The organism is Rhabdaerophilum sp. SD176 (assembly GCF_030143245.1).
Taxonomy (GTDB): Bacteria; Pseudomonadota; Alphaproteobacteria; order Rhizobiales; family Beijerinckiaceae; genus Rhabdaerophilum.
In genome coordinates this window covers 21838-39729 of the sequence record NZ_JARJNS010000012.1, presented here as the reverse complement: position 1 = coordinate 39729, position 17892 = coordinate 21838, and the positions used below count along the sequence as shown (strand labels likewise).

The window sequence follows — 17892 nt, the reverse complement described above, 5'->3', positions numbered from 1 at the left end:
AACATCGCAACATGATGATATTCGGATTTAGCGCTTCCAACCAGAATGCCATGCTGCTGGCAATCATGGTGGGTTTTGCGTCTGTCGGGACCCCCTTCGCCCAAACGGTAGTTGGGCCTGCGACGGTCAAGGACGGTGACGGTTTGGTGATACAAGGCATCGAGTTCCGTCTACAAGGCATCGATGCGCCAGAGATCGGCCAGGACTGCGAGTTGCTCGATGGCACGAGCTGGCCTTGCGGCAAGTTGGCCGCCGGTGAATTGAGATCGCTGGTCGAGGGCGAAACTGTCGAATGCCGTGGTGACAAGCGCGACGCCTATGGGCGTGTGCTGGCAATTTGCCGCGCAGGAAGAACCAATCTCAATCGAGAATTAGTACGGCAGGGCTTTGCACTGGCCTTCCGACGCTACTCCGTCGAATTCTTGCCTGATGAAGCCATCGCCCGGTCTAAGCGCCGCGGTCTCTGGCAAGGACGATTTGCTGCGCCTTGGGATTGGCGCCACGGCTCTCCCGCCACACTCGATGCGGAACACCCACCGGAAGATCCCGACAAGCGCCCAGCGTCGACTACGATTGCCGGAATTGCCCGCCTTCCTGGTCTCCCTGAACGCTCGCCGGATCGGCCGCCGGGCTGGCAATCCGGGCTCCTTGCTGAAGCGCCGGGTTGCAGCATCAAAGGCAACGTCAACAACAAGGGCGAGAAAATCTATCATCTCCCCGGAATGCGTCACTATGGCCGCGTGGTGATGGATCCCAAAACCGGCAAACGCTGGTTCTGCAATGAAGCAGATGCCATTGGCGCGGGATGGCGGAAATCGGCGAGATAGAGGCCAGGGCCGGTGTTGAGAGACGTCTGCACAGAGCGGCCCAAATCGAATTGTTGACCTGGCAGGTCGATGGATTCAGGGTCTCGACCCCAGAGCTGGCGAAAAACGGGATAGCGTTCGGCAGTCGCCGCTCCAGTAGGGCGGTCCAGCACAAGTTTACACTTACCAACGCACGAACCTGTTGCGCACCCCAGCAAGCCATTGTGGATATTGCCACAGACGCGCGGAAGGACGAGGTTTCACAGTTGTGACGTCCAATCCTGCGGGTTCCAGCCATGCGCTATGTAAAACGCCCGGCATCGCCACCGAAACTTCTGGCGAGCAGCGAATTCGTGCAGATGCGCCGGGAGTATCTGGCGTTCCTTGAACTCGATCCACGGGAACGCGCCCAGACACGGCCGCCAGACCGGCATCTGCCGTCTCGGCTGGCGGGCAAGAACGGCCCGCTGGCTGAAGAGCTCGGCAAGGTCTTCGGACATCGCTGTGCCTTCTGCGAAAGCCGAGGTGATCTTTCGCCGTACCGGTTCCGGCCTACCAGCTATGCCGAGCCGACCAAAGGCGAGGATGACCACCTCGCTTATGGCTGGCTCGCGGATGCCTGGCAGAATCTCTACCCGATCTGCGATGATTGCTGGCCAAAGCAACCCAATTTGTTTCCTGTCAACGGCGACCGCAGCCCGTTGCCCACGACCAGCCGATACAGGGATTACGTTGCACGGAATGATGGGCGATGGACCTCGCCGCTCAAGGAACACGCCCTGCTGATCGATCCTTGCAAGGAAAAGGACCTCTCGATCCATTTTCATTCGACGTTTGACGGCGTGCTCTATCCGCGGACCGAGAATGGGGAATTCACGATCCGGCAATTCAACCTGAACCGCTCCATGCTTGTGGGCGAGAGGCTTCGCCAAATCGAGATGTATCGACACATCGTCGACAACATCATGTCGGCAGCGCTTCCCGCCCGACCAAGTTACAGTCTCGTCGAAAAGCACTTCTTCAATTTCTACGGAGAGAAGATCGAAGCCTTTATCGGGTTCTTCCTGATTGTCGTTTCGACCCTGGTCGAGGAGGAGAACACCCGTTCCAGCATGGCCTCAGCCGAGATGGTTCCAATCTCGCTGGCTCTCGATGAGACTCTAGCCCCGCCGGTTTATGCCCTGAAGTCGGTGAGCCTGAAGAACTACAAGGCGCATGAAAACCTGCATTTCGATATGCCGCAGCGCCAGAAGGCGGATGATCCGACGCCCTGCCTGCTGATCCTTGGCGAGAATGCCGCGGGCAAATCCTCCATTCTCGAAGCCATGGCGCTCTCGTTGGTGGATGACAAGGCGCGCAAGGCGCTCAAGGAAGAGCCGGGCAGCATCCTGCTCGATCCGGCGCAGATGGGCATTGAGCAGCCACAGAAGCACTCGGGCTTGGTCGAACTCGAATTTGCAACAGCGGAAGGGCAGGAAGCGAAGAGCATCCTTGAGATCCGGCCGGACGGCTTCAAATCCGAAGGTCCGACCGAGGGCATTCCGCCTGTCTTTGCCTATGGCGCTTATCGCCACTTCAAGAAGGCCTATCATGAGGGAGGAGCAGAACGATCGGTCATCAGCCTGTTCCAGAGTGATCATCTGCTTTCCAACCCCGAGCAATGGCTCATCGGGCTGGATGACCAGGCCTTCAATGCGGTAATTGCCGCCTTGAGGCACATTTTCGGGCCGAGCGGCGGCTTTTCCTACATTGAGCGACGGCCCAAGCCCGGCCGACCATCAGAGACCTATTGCGTCGTTGTTTCGTCCACCGGTACCGAAACGAGCCCTTCCCCATCAAGTTCGGCGACCGCAACACCGCTGAATGCGGTCTCCTCGGGGTTTAGGACCGTCCTCGCCCTGGCCTGCGACACGATCCGGTGGCTGATGAAGGACCGCAAGTCCGGTTGGGGCCCGAGCGATCTCAATAATGCCCGCGCCCTGATCCTTATCGATGAAGTCGAGGCGCATCTGCATCCCCGATGGAAGGTGCAGATCATGGACGGCTTGCGGAAAGCCTTGCCGGCCGCAACCTTCATCGTCACGAGCCATGATCCGCTCTGTCTGCGCGGCATGCGCGACGGCGAAGTCATGGTGCTACGGCGGATGCCGGGCGAACAGGCCGATACGGACCTGCCGGTCAAGGTCGAACGCCTCGCCGAATTGCCCAATGTCAGCCAGTTGACGATTGAACAATTGCTGAAATCGGAATTCTTCGCCCTGTTCGATACCGACGATCCGCGATCCGGCGCAAGTATCGCCGAGCTCGCCGCCGCCCTTGCCGGTGCGCCGGGGGCCGAGGCGGATCGCCTGCGAAAGACCTTCATGTCGGAGATCAATGCCGCATTACCCCCGATGCTGGGGCGGAGCGAGGTGTCCCGCCTGGTCCATGACGCCGTTGCGCACTACATCCGGCAACGTCCTGAACTGCCGGATACCAAAAGGCAGGAAATCCGCGAGGAAACGCGAAAAAGGATCGTGTCCATCCTGCAGGGAGCCTTCGATGCGTAAGGTCGCGCGGGCTGACGTTGACCTACCAAAAGCTTTCATCGGTCCCAATTCGCCGGCGGCGAAGGAGTTCCAGCAAGCCAAAGTCCGGGCCGCCGAGCGCGCCGAAGCCTTCAGGACGACCGGGAAGTTTGGCAAGGCCTACGAGTTTACCGCCTACAAGCACGATTCGATCCGAAGCGCGCTGCATCAGTTGTTCCACGGGAAATGCGCCTATTGCGAGAGCGACTATCATTCGCAGGCGCCGGTCGATATCGAGCATTACCGACCGAAGGCCGAGATCACCGAAGACAAGACGCATCCCGGTTATTGGTGGCTGGCAGCCAATTGGGAAAACCTGCTTCCCTCGTGCCTCGATTGCAATCGCAAGCGCGAGCAGGTCATTGATCAGGCCCGGGCAGGAGCTGCCGCGGCCGTGATGACGCCGGCACAGGACATGCCAATTGCGAACCACGTGCTCAGGACGTCCGGAAAGGCGAATTCCTTCCCGGTTGACGGACCAACCCGCGTGAAGGAGCCGGCGGAAACCCTTGCAAACGAACGGCCGCTCTTGCTGGACCCCTGCCGGGACGATCCGGACCTCTTCCTCCGGTTCATTGTCGATGCGCCAACGCCCTACGGTCTTGTCGTGCCGCGCGGCGCGATTGCCGCCAACGGAACGATGGATATCGTGGCCCAACGGGCAGCGTCTTCCATTGGGATCTACGGATTGAACCGTCTCGGCCTCCTCCAGGCGCGCACCCGGGTGATCCAGCACCTGACCTTCCTGCGGCTTATCATCGTCGAACTCGATATTGTCGCGAAAGACCTTGCTACCCTTGACGATCCGCGCGCCAGGAGGGCGGTCAAAGCCATCGAACGGCTGATCGACCAGACGGTTCTCCAGATCCGGTCCATGGCTGCGCCGGACCAGCCCTATTCGGCGATGGTCCGGCAATGGATCAAGCATTGGCTTGCCACGCTCACCCCGCCCTGAGGAAGGATTTGCCATGACCGAGCCCCAAGGGTCATCGATGCCGCTCAACCGCTGCGATCTCGTCATGAAGGGCGGGATCACCTCCGGCGTCGTCTATCCGATGGCCGTGGTCGAGCTGGCCCAGCGCTACCGGTTCGAGAATATCGGCGGCACTTCCGCTGGCGCCATCGCGGCCGTCATCACGGCTGCTGCAGAATTTGGCCGTGCAGAAGGCGGCTTCGACAAGATCAAGCAACTTCCCGATTACCTTTCGAAACATCTGCTGTCGCTGTTCCAGCCTCGCCCCGAGTTCCGCCCGCTCTTCGAGGTCATACTCGCCGGGATGACGAAGAAGAAATCGGCCGTGTTGGCCGCACTGATCCGGGCCTATCCCGCAAAGGCTATTCTCGGCCTTGCCGGAGGCGCGTTGGGTACCGGCCTGTTCGCCCATGTGATGTCCGGCTTCAGTATGTTCTCCACTCTGGTGTCCACCGGAGTTGGCATCGCGGGTCTCTTCGCGCTTCCGTCTTATGCGCTCTACAAGGACCTCGCCGAAAAACTGCCGGCCCGGGATTTCGGCCTTTGCCCGGGGCGCACCCAACCCGACATCGCCGAGCCCGGCCTGTGCGACTGGATGGCCGATACCATCGACAAGGTCGCCGGGCTTCCCGAAGGCTCGGGGCCGCTGACCATCGGTATGCTCTGGAAGAAGGGCATCCGGCTGCAGACCGTGACAACGGATGTCTCCAGCCGTCGGCCCTACACCCTGCCTATGGACGAGAATATCTTCGCGTATTCTCCCCGCGAATTCCGCGAGATCTTCCCGGATCGCATTGTCGATTTCATGGTCGCCCATACGAAAGAGGTGGGCGAGGATTGGGGCAGCGAACGCGGCGATCTGCGCCTGTTCAGGACGGAAGACCTGCCGGTCGTTGTGCTGGCGCGCATGAGCCTGAGCTTCCCGCTGCTTTTCACCATCGTTCCGCTCTACCGCCGGGACTTCACGATCGATGAGGACAGCAAGGTTCCACGACTGCAACGCTGCCTGTTCTCCGATGGCGGCGTATCCTCCAATTTCCCGGTCCATTTCTTTGACCAGTTTCTGCCGACCACACCGACATTCGGGATCTCGCTCGGCAGCTGGGATCCCGAACGCGAAGGCAAGACAGGGTCGCCCGAAGAAAGAGTGGAATTGCCGCTCGATCCCGCCGACGGCGGATTGTTGCCGACCTATCGCGTAAAGGGGCTCGGCGGATTCATGGGTGGCCTCTTCGCCAGCGCGAAAGATTGGCAGGATTCCCTGCAATCGATCCTCGTCGGCTACCGTGAGCGCATCGTCACGGTCAGCCTCCGCGATGACGAGGGCGGGCTCAACCTCGATATGCCCCCGGAGCAGATCGAAGCGCTTGTCAATTATGGCCGGATTGCCGGCGAACGCCTGAACGCCGATTTCGACCTCGACGAGCATCGCTGGCGCCGCTTCCTGACCGAGTTACCGGCCCTTGAGCGGGCTCTTGCCGCCTTCTCCAAGGGCTGGGATGCGAAGACGATTGCACCCGACACGCTCGACTATCCCGACCTCGTGAAGTCCGGCAACCAGCGCAAGGCCTACGCGACTTTCACCAAGCCCCAGCTCAAGACGCTGCTCGATCGCGCTGAAAGGCTCGCCGATCTCGGTCGGACCATCAATGTCGAGCCGCTCCCACCCGCCCTGGCGAACCGGCTGCCGAAACAGCGCGCCCGGCTGCAAAACCGCCCGGATATGGAGCATCGGGCTGGGCCTGGGAACAAGGTGTAGTCGCGTGTTGCTAGCAGGGTCCGGCCAGTTAGCCGAAGGCGTTATTTAGATGGGGCAATGGCGTCGAAGGACCGACTCGAGAGAATAAACCATAGAGGCTCTCTCCACATCAGCGGAAGGCAAAGGCCGTTGCGGGGAAGCGCTCCGATTTTGTCGGCAGCTTCGCGCCCCCATGGCGGTCGTTCAGAGCGCCTTGGCGAGGTACCGGAAACGGACATTCCATCAAGGGGCAGCTGATCAAACAGCGCGTTTTCAATGCCGCTACGCCGTTAAAATCAGGTACGATTAGGGTCTCCATAGCGCTTTAACAAACGCTTGATTGTCTGAAGTGCATCCCAGTATTCGTATTCCATGCTGGAGCCAGAGGCTTGAAAACGTCGTTTCTCTTTGTTTTCGGTGCTGGCGCTCTGGCACTCATGTGCTTGCTGGTTTTCGCAGCACGCAAACGGCGGGACTGCATCGATTACAAAGCGAGCAAAGCCATGGACATGGTCATTGCAAGCCTCGCCGCGATCAACATCAGCGGCTTATTCGGCCTCGGTTGGTTCGCCTTGGTCATGCTTGTCTATGATGGCGTCATGTTTGTGGAGCTTTCGATATGCGCAACGCTCTTCACCGTCCTCGCTTTATTCACGGGAGGCGGTATCGCGCTCGCACACCGCCACAAGAAGCGCACCGCGATAGCTTTGCTGATTGCCGGAGCTGTGCCGACGCTCATGGCTTACGGCTTTTGGATTTATCTCGAGACCCATCCAATTGATTGGCGCTGATCTTTCGCTTGGTTGAGTCAGCCTTTGCGACTCCGCGAACTCGTGGATGCCCAAACCGCCAACATCTTTGATCTCAGTGCAGCGCGTTAAGGTCAATGACGGCAGAAACCACCAAATACTCAACCAAGAATACAACGCGGAGCAAATGGTATGCACAAGCTTATCCTGCAATCTCTTCTGTGGGGGCTGGCTGGATCCCTTATACTCCCGCTATTGGGCATATTCCTCCTGATGGTAGCAGGGACTTTATTCGAGTTTTTTGGCGTTCAGCGTGGATCGGGTGGTTCTGGCGGCTTCGAGATGGGGCTGGCGAGTATCTTTCTCCTGCTGATCCCTGGTGGCGCGCTCGGCTTTTTTCTCGTCACGTTGTTTCGTGGGGTCCGCAGGCGTCGTGGACCCGGTTGATCGGCGAAGAGGGCCATTGCCCGTCGCCTATTCCGATCTCCACCTACCACCCCGGGGAGGTGATGCGGGGCGTGGCAGGATGTTTCTCAGGCTACGATGCTTATCTGAGCAGCTACTGCGATGCTCCCCCCCCGAGGTGGGGGTCTTTAGATCGGGTTCGTGTTTCACAAGTCGTGATATATGCATGGGCGGCTCGTCTGCTCTGCGCCCCCATTCCGGTCGGTCGTGCTTGCTCGAACGCAAGCCGCAAGCAGTCGTTGGCAGTGTTCAACTTGGGCGCGAGAAGTGCCGCACTTGCTCCTCGATCGAGCGGGTTTTCTCGCTGATCACATCTCCCGTGTGCTTGGTGGAAGCGGGCTCGAAGAAGATCACCTCTGTTTCTTCTTCCGCATAGGGAAAATGCTCCACGCCGCGTGGCACGACAAAGACATCGCCGGGCCGGAGCCGGATGTCGCGGCCATCCCGGAATTTCAGCCCAAAGGTGCCGCGATGCACCATGAACAACTCGTCCTCGTCGGCATGAGCATGCCAGACAAGCTCGCCCTTGACGCGAGCGATCTTGAGATATTGGCCGTTCGCGACGGCGACGACGCGGGGCGACCAATACTCGGTAATTTCGACGAAAGCAGCATCGAGATTCAGCAGATCGGACATGGCATCCTCAGGGATGGAGTTTCAGGCCTTTGGTGACTTTCGTGACCGTTGCCTTGGAATCGCGCAGTGCGATGCCGACGAGATCGAGGTCAGCGCGAGGCACCGCCGCGACTGCGGCCCGGTTCGCAGCATCATGCCCGGTCGAGAACATCTCTCTGGTGTAAACGAAAAGCGTCGCACCACGCTCCAATGCGGTTGCATGCGCACGCTTGATCTCGTCGCCGTCGCTTGCAAAAATCAGGACCGGCTGCACGATCAGCGCACCGTAACGTGTTCCGTCGGCATCGAGATAGGCATCGCCCATCAGCGCGGGGTCGGAACCACCGAGGCCACCTGCGAGGAAGGCGGTGACGTTTAGTTTCTGCCAAGTCGCAAGGTCTTCCCGCAGGATGATCGCGATTCGCGTGGTGAAGGTAGTCGGGATATCGTTCTGCATGACGAAGGATATGCATCGGGTAAGCGGTTCGGGTCTTGAACGATCGTGCACGTCCGACCGCGAGGGGCTGCCGCCCGGTGGATGGATCCGGAATGGTGCGCCTGGTCGGATCGAGCGGATCGAGGCGTATTTCAGCGGTCACGCCTATGATCCGCATCGGCATGACACCTACGCTGTGGGCTTTACCCTCAATGGCGTGCAGCGCTTCGATTATCGCGGGCAGCCAGCCACAAGCCTGACCGGCGACACAATCGTGATCCATCCGGATGAACTGCATGATGGGCGCGCAGGCGATACCAGCGGCTTCCGCTATCGCATGGCTTACATCGAACCCGCCCTCCTGCGAGCCGCAATGGCCGACCCGACGGCGCCTTTGCCCTTCGCCACAGACGCGGTGATGGCGGATCCCTGGCTGATGCGGGCGCTTTGCCTCGCGCTCGACGACCTCGACACCACCATGGAAGATCTCCAGGAACACCAATTCCTGGCCGATCTCGCGGATGCGCTTGCCGGCCGAGACCCGTCGCAGCCGGTGCAACGGCGGGCCAAGCCCTGCCTTCGATCAGTGGAGCGGGCACGCGCGCTGCTGGATGAGATGGCCGGGGAGACGGTGCATTCAGAGGCACTGGAAGGCGAGACGGGGCTTGATCGTTTCACCCTATCCCGCCACTTCCGTGCGGTATTCGGAACAAGCCCTTATCGGTATCTCACCATGCGCCGGCTGGATCATGTTCGCCGGGCGATCAGGCGCGGCACTAGTCTCGCCGAGGCCGCCGGCGAGGCTGGCTTCGCCGACCAGAGCCATATGACGCGTCAGTTCCGCAAGGCCTATGGGCTGTCGCCGGGAGCTTGGAGGACGTTGCAAAGCCGTGGACAGACAACCGGCGAGAACAAGTCGTAAATCCGGTTGCTTCTTTGGATCTTCCCAAGGCATACCGCTCGACAGATCAGCGCTCTCAAAGCTGCCGATCATTCCAAAGCGACATTCGGCCAAAAGCCGCTATTCGGCCGAGGAGCGATCATCGGAGCTATCTAGAAAATCTGCGGTTTCAGCTTCTCATTCCGCTCCATCGCCTTTGTACCTCGGCTTGCAGAAAGGTCGCGAACAGGTCAGCCCGTGAGTTCGCCCCTGCCGCACCGTAATGAACAATCGACATTTCCGCAGGCGCGGGACGATATTCGGGCAACACGATTTCAAGGGTCCCCTCATCCAAGCTCTCCTGAGAAAGGAAGCGCGGGATCACCCCAATTCCTCCGCCCCCGTGAATGACAGCGACGAGGGTCTTCGGATCATTGACCGCCACCTGCGCGGCAAGCGTCACGCCAACTGGGCCATCAGGTCCACGCAAGGAGAGGTTCATTTCCGGCTTGAATCCGGCGATGCAATGCCCGGCGAGCGCTGCAATAGTCTGGGGCCTGCCGCGTGCACTAAGATAGGCAGGGCTAGCCACAATATCCTGCGACATGGTTCCGAGGCTGCGGCGGATGAGGCTGCTATCCTCCAGCAGTCCAATTCGCACAGCGAGATCGAACCCTCCGGCGATCAAATCCTCGATCTGGTTTGATACTGCGATTTCAAGCCGAATGCCCGGATAGAGCGCCGCAAAACGACCGACAGCCGGCCCCACAATATCCGCCGCGAAGGCAAAAGGCAGGCTCAGGCGCAGTATTCCGGTGGGTTGGGCGACATGCGCCTCAACGTTTGCCAGTGTTTCAGAAACCTCCTGGACCATCCGCGCGGCCCCTCGGGCAAGCAGCTGGCCTGCCTCGGTCAAACGGTTCTGACGGGTCGTCCGGATCACCAGCTGCACGCCGAGGTTCTTTTCCAGAGCGGCGACGTGCTCGCTGACCGTTGAGGTGGGTAGCCGCAGCCGTCTGGCAGCACCTGCAAAACTGCCGACCTCCGCCAGCGCGGCAAACGTCACGAGATGGTTGAGGTTTCGATAGACCATTCGAAAATCCGGATAGTATCTCCAATATTTAACTCTAACATCCCGCAGGCCGGATCATCTAGTCCTTTTCCGACCCGCGAAAGGACGCCGCGATGCCGCCAGAGGTCTCTCTCTTCAAGATGCCGAAGGGTATCAACCGCCCGGAACTGGTCACACGCGACCTGATGGCCAGTAGCCTCGGCGGGCGGATCGATCCATTCCTCGTGGTCTCGCTCTTCGAGATGCGCGGCCCCCTTTTTCCGCCGCATCCGCATGCCGGTTTTTCCGTTGCGACCTACATCTTTCCCGAAAGCGAGATCGGCTTCTGGAATCAGGACGCGCTGGGCAACAGGAACCAAATCCCGCCGGGCGCGCTCCACCTGACGGTTGCTGGCGCAGGCGTGATGCATGAGGAGACGGTCACCCGCAGCGGACGGTCAGCGCTTGGCTTGCAGATCTGGATCGACCACGCCGCCAACGATCGCGAGGTTACACCTGCCGCGTTACATCTGCCGGCCGCTAGCGTGCCAACGATCGCATCGCATGGTGTTCTGCGCCGCGTCCTGCTGGGGCCATCCGCCGGGCTGATATCGCCAATCAACGCACCGCTTTCTGCGCGGATTGTGGACGTGGAGTTGCAGGACGGTGCAGTTCTGGAAGAGCGAATTCCGGAAGGTGAAACGGCCTTTGCCGTGATCCGTGCGGGCGAAGTTGAAACAACCGCCGGCACCGCAGGACCCGCCAGCACCTTCTTCACCAACAGCACCGTCCTTCGCCTGACCGCGCGCGGTCATGCTCGATTGACCCTCTTTGGCGGTCCGCCCCTGCGCCATTCCGTTGTTCCGGCCGGCCCTTTTGTCGCCTCCAGCGAAGCGCAGGCCCGCGCGTTTCAGGCCCGCTTCATGGCCGGTGACATGGGTCGCTTGACCGCCTTCGATCAAACCGAACTCGATCGCAAATTCGATCAGGCACGCATCACGAAAGGTATAGGTTCATGACGTCCTTCGGCCCTATCCCGGCTGCATCCGAACCGTTGGCTTCGCCTACCGGCTTCGATTGTGCTGCGAAACCCAGCGGCTTTGCCACTTTCAGCACCCACCGGATTCAGACTGCGCCAGGCATCAACCTGTTTGTGCGCGAGGCAGGTGAGGGAGAAGCGCTCATCCTGCTCCATGGATGGCCGCAGCATGGGCTGATGTGGCACAAGGTTGCGCCTGCACTGGCCAAGCATTTCCGGGTGATCGTTCCTGATCTGCGCGGTGCTGGGAATTCGTCAATTCCTGCCGATGGCTATGACAAGGTAACAATGGCCGCCGACATCGCGGCGGTCATGGATGCACTCGAGATCCGCACAGCGAATGTCGCGGGCTATGATCTCGGTGCTGGCGTCGCATATGCGCTCGCTGCGGGCCATCGCGACAGGGTGGCAAGGCTGGCTGTGATGGAATTCGGCCTTGCAGGCTTCGGCTATGAGTCGTTCATGGTGCCGACGCCGGAGTGGAACAACGGGTCAAACTGGCATCTTGGTCTGTTCACCGTCCCCGACGTGGCCATCATGGCGTTCCAGGGCCGGGAACGCGAGCTTCTCAGCTGGTTCTTCTGGCACATCGCCCATGACGGCGAAGCGGTCAGCCCAGAGCACTTCGAGGCCTATCTCCGCGCAATCCAGCGCCCGGGTGCCCTACGCGCAGGGATCATGTACTACGCCAATGTCTGGCAGGACGCCGCCGACAATGCACGGCTTGCAGCTGTGCCCCTCGACATCCCGGTCCTTGGAATCGGCGGGGCGATGAGCGGCGGGCCCTATATCGAACAGCTTTTCCGCCCGGTGGCGACCCATGTCACGGGCGCGGTGATCCCCGAAGCCGGACATTGGCTGGGCGATGAGAATCCCGAGGCTTTGGCGAAGGTTCTTTCCGACTTCTTCGGAACTGGTCCATCTGCGGCCGCAACGGATCACCGCTGACACCATTCCAACTCGATCGCAATTTCGCCACGACTATCACCTGGAGCCGAGCCAGACCATGAACAGCCCGCTGCCTTCCGAGCCTTTGCCAAACACGTCTTTCGTGCCCACCAACGGGTTGACCTACAAGGTACAGACCTGGGGAGAGCCGGGCGCGCCTGCTCTCGTGCTGATGCATGGCTGGATGGGGACGTCGCATACCTGGCGGAAGCTCGCGCCGCTGTTATCGAAAGAGCGCTTCGTGATCGTTCCTGACATGCGCGGCTATGGCGGTTCGGACAAACCCGATTCTGGCTATGATGCGGCAACACTTTCGGCCGATATCCGCGGGGTGATGCAGCATTTCGGGATCAGGAAAGCGCATATCGTCGGGCACGACATGGGCGCGCTCGTGGCCTTCGTCTTCGCGGGGACGCAAGCAGACGCAACTCTCAGCATGACGTATCTCGACGAGCCTTTGGTGGGCTTCAATCTCGACCAGTTCACCACCTATCGCGAAGAAACCTATGGCGGCTATTGGCATTTCGGGTTCAACACGGCGCCTGGCCTCGCCGAACTTTTGATTTCCGGCAAGGAACAAGCGTTCGTTGACTGGATCATCCCATTGATGCACGCGCCGAACCCCGATGCCGTCACGGCCGATGATCGTCGCGTCTATGCTGACAGCCTGTGTAGTCCGAACGGCATCAGCGGATCGGTCGGCTGGTATCGCGCCACATTTGAAACGGCCCGGCAGATGCGTGCCATTGGTGAAGCCGGGTTCGCGATCCCTGTCATGGCCTGGGGCGGCGAGTTTGGTGTACCCATCACGCATGCGCAATTCACGGCGATCTCGGGGCGGGTCCGGGGTGGAATCATCCCGCGCGCTGGCCATCTCCTGCCGGAAGAAGTTCCGGAACGCCTGGCGACCGAGTTTGAAGTTTTTTTCGAGGACGCTGAATCTCGGTAGCTGGACTTCGGTGTCCCTGGCCGCTTCGCGCCCCCATTCCCGCCGTTCAGGCAAACTTTGCCTGCGCTTGAAAGCAGACTTTGCGGCTCGACAACGGACACGACCGCGTCGCTGCCTCGTTACAGACGTTCGAACGGTGCGCCTTTAGCTTGCTTAAACTGACGGGCAGGGAAGTTTCCGCGCTTGGGGCGCGCTGTAGGCGTTGAACGCGCGTGCGGTCGAAATACTACGCGTTTGGCTCCTGCCAAGCGGCCTCGCCGCGGCCAATACGGAATATCTGTGTTGTCTGTCGATCAGCGGAAAAACTGACATGCATCAGGCTCGGCGTATGCTGTCGAAGCCTGTGTCGGATCGAGGTGATGTGGCGATAGTCCGGTGTTGCAACGGAAACCGCGCCGCTGTTAGCGTCAATCTCTATCCGTCCTGGAAAATCAGGATCGACCAAGGTCGGTATCGGACCGTTGAGGTGCCAGTCCTGCGCCTCCCACTTTACTGTTCCGCCAATGAGAGCATCTTCTCGGAACTTCTTCCAAACTGAGGCGGTCATCAGCGTCGGCCAATCTGGCTGATCGGTCAAAGCTGCGATCTGGTTGCTTGCAAGCCATTGGTTCATTTCCGCCACCGTGACAAATGCGGGCCTAGTGTCGCGTATAGCGGTCATGGCGGCGACGCGTGACGGTAGGCCATTCCTGATCAACATCGCCATCATCGCCTGCGGAACGCCTGTCTCAAGTGTCGCGGCCGCGCTTCCCTCAATCATCTCGGACTCACCGCCATTGGCGCGCCGCCGCATTCGGATGGCTTCGATCGCCCACACCAGGCGGTAGACGAACGCGTCCTCAACGACGCGCATTTTGTCCACGCCAAAGGCTACGACGTCTACGCCGCCAAGCCAGGAGCGAAGCAGATCTTCCCAATTGGCTGGGAGGTCCTCGTCAGGTCGGAACGGACGTATCGCGAAGAGATGCCGCCCCATGGCTGCCAAGGACGCGCTCAACACATCTAGGTTCCCGCCAAGCGCGGCGCCGTCCGCTTGGTCGAGAAGTGCCGTCAACTCGTCCGCGACGGCGTCGATAGCAAGCCCGGACTCAAGACCAATCCCCATAGCGAACGTCGCTCGCCTCTGCGCCGGTGTCGACTTGTTCCAGATCAGCCGCGCCCGTGCTTGTAGGAGCCAAAGTTCGTCGTTCCGCAGCTGCGGCGCCAGTCGCGCGATTTGACGCGACCACAACGAACCGGTCAAAGCTTCGTCGAGAAGGCGGGGAAGGTCGACGCTCTCGGCATCGAGCGCTTCGACGAGACCGAACACAGTCGCATCGAGCTTCTCGATCAGGCTTTCAATCGTCTCGGTGTCGCCCGCTTGATCCGGCGGGAACCACGCCGGCTGCGAGTTGGCTAGGTATTCCATCGCGTCAGCGCGCATGAACATGTTCACGCGCCGCAGGCGGTTCAGCACCTCCGCTACGATGGTGATGATGCCGCTCAGCAGCGCCCGCGCCTTTGCTGACCGAACAAGATCGCGCCATGCCTGAAGCCGCCACTCTTCGGGCTCGTACATGACATGAAGGATTAGCCCCTCGAGGTCGACGAAGGCGCGACCCGCGCGACCTGCCACGTTCGCAAACTCCTCCCCGGACAACGGGATGCCGGCCCGGTACAAGTTCGGAATCAGAAGCACTGCGGCATTTAGGTTCAAACCCTGTGCGAGCGTCGGCGATGCGATCGTCACCCTCAATATTCCAGCCGAAAGCAGCGCTTCGACCTCGCGCAGGAAAGGCCCGGGCAGTCGGCCGTGATGGATGGCCACGCCGAGCCGCAGACACTGCACAGCAGGATGGTTTTCACCCAGCCATTCCCGGCCGATGGCCATGGCGCGCTCTACCTGGCCTTCATCATCGAGAAGAGCCGGCAGATAGCCGCGACGGTTGAGATCGACGATCGCTTCTGCATACCCCTCCACATGATCGCGCTGCGTGCAGAAGACAAGCGAACGTTTCCCCTGCACAGAGAACTTCCAGGCAGCCGCAAGCGTCAGTTCCCTCGTGTTGCGAGGGAAGGGCGTGCGACGCGGTCGCCGAGCGGGCTCTTCTTGTACAAAATGCCGAATGAAGGGACCTCTAGCCTCGAGGTCGAAGCTCAGTCGAGCGGAATGTCCCATCCAAGCGAGAGTTCCGAAGCGCTGACGCGTGGGTCGCCAACTCGATTGGATCGGAGCACCCGGAGTGTCGCTGCGGATCCAGGAATTGAGGTCGTTGAGCTGATCACCTTCGGGCAGAATAGCGGAAAGACAAACGATCCGACGCGCGGCATTGTCGGGACGACGAAGCAGCCTTTGAACAAGGTTTTCGAATCTGATCTCACGCTCGCTCGGGCCGATCAGATGGCCTTCATCCAACACGACCAGCCCGATATCGTCGATAATCGACGCATCGTTTCGCAAAGCGAAGTCCAGCTTCTCGGGCGTGGCGATGACAATGTTCCGCGACCGTAGGGCGTCCTCATCACCAAGCGCCGCGCCACTCGCGCCGTATAGAGATGAGACCGTAAACCCGAGGCTGCCGAACGTCTTCCGGAAAGACCGTTCGGTCTGCGCCGAGAGCGCACGCAACGGTGTGACGATCAGCACGCGACGTCCGAGCGACAGGGTCATGAGGGCAGCGATTTCTGCGATCCTGGTTTTCCCCGCGCTCGTAGGAAGCGCGACGACCAGATCGTCGGTCATATCTGTCGCCCGGCGAGCTGCTTCCGTCTGGGAAGGCCAGAGCTCGACCTCGGCAATCGCGCGACTGTAGAGCTCGCCGACAAAAAGCCGCCGGAGCGCTGCGTAGTTCTCCGATCCGGGCGGGCCTTCGACCGGGAGAACCTGATGGAGGCTGCTCGACCAAAGATCATCGATCAGATTGAGCGCGATGCGCGCCATCCACCACATGGAAACGGATCCGGCATTTCCGGCGAGGGAGACGGCGCGCTGGAGCAGGGATCGCGCCTCCTCGATAAGCACGGCCATGCCTGTTTGAAGTCCGAAATCGAAGAAGGCCAGCGCGCGGTAAACGGTTGAGGTCAGCACAATCTGGATGACGTCGTCAGGATCGATCTCGCCCTGTTGAGCGAGTTGGACAACTTGTTGGTCGCTGTTGGCAGGATTGCGGAGCCAGCCCCGCGATCGCGCACTCAAGGTCGTGAGGTCTCGCAGGATCAGCAGCGCGATCGCTTCCTCGACCGGTGAAAAGTTGGGATCTTCCGGTCGTTGCGCAATCAAGGAAAACGCCAAAGCGGAGTATCCCGCCAGATGATACCCTGCTGCTCCCGCAATTCGGTAAAATCCCCTCATAACGTCATTGGGCAATCCATTCTGAACGAGCGCCTCGAGTGTATTGCCCGCCTGTACAAAGCCGCGCCGCCATACCTCCGGCTCACCGTTTGCCTCACGAAGCGCCATCGCCGCTCGCAAAAGCGACAGCCCGTACTCGGCGAGATCGGTATCGATGGTATCGCCGAATGGCGGCGCATCTTCGGGCAAAAGGCCCTCACGGCGGATGATTGCCCGCGCTTCTCCGCGGGCGCGCAACCGTCCACGCGCCCCATCAGCCGTCACAGCATTCAGAAATATCGTCAGCTCCTCAACCGATTCCAATGGCGAGTGCTCCCTCGTACGTCACCCGAATGAAGTGCTGATGGTCCTCGATGCGAAGATGAACGACCGTCTGGCCCCGATCTGCACCGGCGGCCTGAAGGTCCACTTCAAGGGCGCGCGGCGCGGCATTGCCCGATAGGGTGAAGATCGCGTGATCGATACGCGCGGCGGGTACGGCGCGGTTGGCAACCTCATTGCGGATCGTCCGGCCCAGCTGAGCTCCATGACCCTCGACTTCCATCAACCGATCGGCAACGAAGAGTAGCGACGTGGCGGTAGGCCTGCCGCCGTCGCGGGACAACGCAGCGCGAGCTTCGGCGATGGCGGCGGCGGCGAGATTTGCCCGACTTTTTGCTTCACCCTTCAGCAGGCCGAGCTCGCCGTCGGCGCCGAGGCGCACACCGATGAAGTCATCGCCGCGCAGCGCCATTTCGCGACCGTCCTTGTAGCGCAGCCTGCGGACTGGAACAGAGTAGCCGAGATGCTGCTCGACGAGTTCACTGGCAAGTATCTCGCCAAGCTCTCCGGATCGCGCTCGGGCAGCCCGCGGCAATCGCTCTGCCAGCAATGCGGCCGCCCCCGCGTACCCTAGAGCTGCGATGTCTTCGGCCACTCGCTGCATGTCGTCATAGTGAGAGCGCACAAGATTGGGCAGGCGCCCGGCGATGGCGGCTCTGCCGTTTTGTCTCTCTGTGTATTTGAGCAAGCGCTTTCGACCATTTTGGGTGGCTTCGCACTCGCACCATTCATCGAAAAGCGACATAGCCTTCGCCAATTCCCCTGCAGACCTGCCTAGTGTGGTCACTTAAATTGCCTCAACAGCACCTCCCCAGTCGAGGTCAATTCTTCGACCTATCTTCTACCCTCAGGATCTAGAGGCCGTCTCCGCTGTCGCGGTGGAAGAAAGTAAGGTTTGACAAGTGTTCAGCAATTCTGCTTGCCGGCTTTATTGGATATCATTCACAGCGATGAACGACGGCAATCGTGTCGCAAGCGGACAAGCAAACATCGCCTGACGAGTCTGCCGCTGAGCGGTAGCTTA

General features: G+C 60.4%; 15 protein-coding genes. 10 read left to right on the top strand and 5 right to left on the bottom strand.

Translation table 11 applies throughout. The annotated features are described in order from the left end of the window. The first annotated feature begins 11 nt into the window (after positions 1-11). The 6 genes from P0652_RS18550 (at position 12) to P0652_RS18525 (ending at position 7280) form a co-directional block, all read left to right on the top strand. Positions 12-827 (top strand): thermonuclease family protein, encoded by an 816-nt coding sequence (locus P0652_RS18550; RefSeq protein ID WP_284180394.1) that lies wholly within the window; start codon positions 12-14, stop codon positions 825-827. 275 nt (positions 828-1102) lie between these two features. Beyond that, complete coding sequence (locus P0652_RS18545) at positions 1103-3355, top strand: AAA family ATPase (protein WP_284180390.1); 2253 nt, start codon at positions 1103-1105, stop codon at positions 3353-3355. Next, positions 3348-4328 carry an HNH endonuclease family protein gene (locus P0652_RS18540; protein ID WP_284180389.1) on the top strand — a complete coding sequence of 327 codons (981 nt, stop codon included), beginning with the start codon at positions 3348-3350 and terminating at the stop codon, positions 4326-4328. Before P0652_RS18545 ends, P0652_RS18540 begins: the two co-directional genes overlap by 8 nt. A gap of 13 nt (positions 4329-4341) precedes the next feature. After that, entirely contained in the window at positions 4342-6105 is a 1764-nt protein-coding gene (locus tag P0652_RS18535; RefSeq protein ID WP_284180388.1) for a patatin-like phospholipase family protein, read from the top strand. Positions 6106-6473: 368 nt separating this feature from the next. Beyond that, positions 6474-6875 (top strand): hypothetical protein, encoded by a 402-nt coding sequence (locus P0652_RS18530; protein WP_284180387.1) that lies wholly within the window; start codon positions 6474-6476, stop codon positions 6873-6875. A 150-nt stretch (positions 6876-7025) separates the two neighbouring features. Then, the gene (locus tag P0652_RS18525) at positions 7026-7280 is read left to right on the top strand and encodes a hypothetical protein (RefSeq protein ID WP_284180386.1); all 255 of its coding nucleotides are present in this window, start codon (positions 7026-7028) and stop codon (positions 7278-7280) included. 267 nt (positions 7281-7547) lie between these two features. On the opposite strand, the gene P0652_RS18520 is transcribed toward P0652_RS18525, so the two are convergent. Further along, positions 7548-7934 carry a cupin domain-containing protein gene (locus P0652_RS18520; protein WP_284180385.1) on the bottom strand — a complete coding sequence of 129 codons (387 nt, stop codon included), beginning with the start codon at positions 7932-7934 and terminating at the stop codon, positions 7548-7550. 7 nt (positions 7935-7941) lie between these two features. Then, complete coding sequence (locus P0652_RS18515; protein WP_284180384.1) at positions 7942-8370, bottom strand: DUF2000 family protein; 429 nt, start codon at positions 8368-8370, stop codon at positions 7942-7944. Here P0652_RS18515 and P0652_RS18510 point away from each other — a divergent pair. Continuing rightward, the gene (locus P0652_RS18510; RefSeq protein WP_284180383.1) at positions 8369-9271 is read left to right on the top strand and encodes an AraC family transcriptional regulator; all 903 of its coding nucleotides are present in this window, start codon (positions 8369-8371) and stop codon (positions 9269-9271) included. The genes P0652_RS18515 and P0652_RS18510 overlap by 2 nt on opposite strands. A 148-nt stretch (positions 9272-9419) precedes the next feature. On the opposite strand, the gene P0652_RS18505 is transcribed toward P0652_RS18510, so the two are convergent. After that, entirely contained in the window at positions 9420-10322 is a 903-nt protein-coding gene (locus P0652_RS18505; RefSeq protein WP_284180382.1) for a LysR family transcriptional regulator, read from the bottom strand. A gap of 92 nt (positions 10323-10414) precedes the next feature. Here P0652_RS18505 and P0652_RS18500 point away from each other — a divergent pair, with 92 nt between their 5' ends. Genes P0652_RS18500 through P0652_RS18490 form a run of 3 tightly spaced genes read left to right on the top strand, consistent with a single transcriptional unit; the run spans position 10415 to position 13216 of the window. Continuing rightward, complete coding sequence (locus tag P0652_RS18500) at positions 10415-11299, top strand: pirin family protein (RefSeq protein ID WP_284180381.1); 885 nt, start codon at positions 10415-10417, stop codon at positions 11297-11299. Next, positions 11296-12267 carry an alpha/beta fold hydrolase gene (locus tag P0652_RS18495; protein ID WP_284180380.1) on the top strand — a complete coding sequence of 324 codons (972 nt, stop codon included), beginning with the start codon at positions 11296-11298 and terminating at the stop codon, positions 12265-12267. Before P0652_RS18500 ends, P0652_RS18495 begins: the two co-directional genes overlap by 4 nt. Continuing rightward, positions 12185-13216, top strand: coding sequence for an alpha/beta fold hydrolase (locus tag P0652_RS18490; RefSeq protein ID WP_284180379.1), 1032 nt, complete (start codon positions 12185-12187; stop codon positions 13214-13216). The genes P0652_RS18495 and P0652_RS18490 overlap by 83 nt, the downstream gene beginning before the upstream one ends. A gap of 226 nt (positions 13217-13442) precedes the next feature. Here the strand turns inward: P0652_RS18490 and P0652_RS18485 are convergent, their stop codons facing one another. Next, on the bottom strand, positions 13443-16850 hold the full coding sequence (locus P0652_RS18485; protein ID WP_284180378.1) for a DEAD/DEAH box helicase: 3408 nt from the start codon (positions 16848-16850) through the stop codon (positions 13443-13445). After that, positions 16837-17613, bottom strand: a complete 777-nt coding sequence (locus tag P0652_RS18480) for a Hachiman antiphage defense system protein HamA (RefSeq protein ID WP_284180377.1) — start codon at positions 17611-17613, stop codon at positions 16837-16839. Before P0652_RS18480 ends, P0652_RS18485 begins: the two co-directional genes overlap by 14 nt. Positions 17614-17892: the final 279 nt, after the last annotated feature.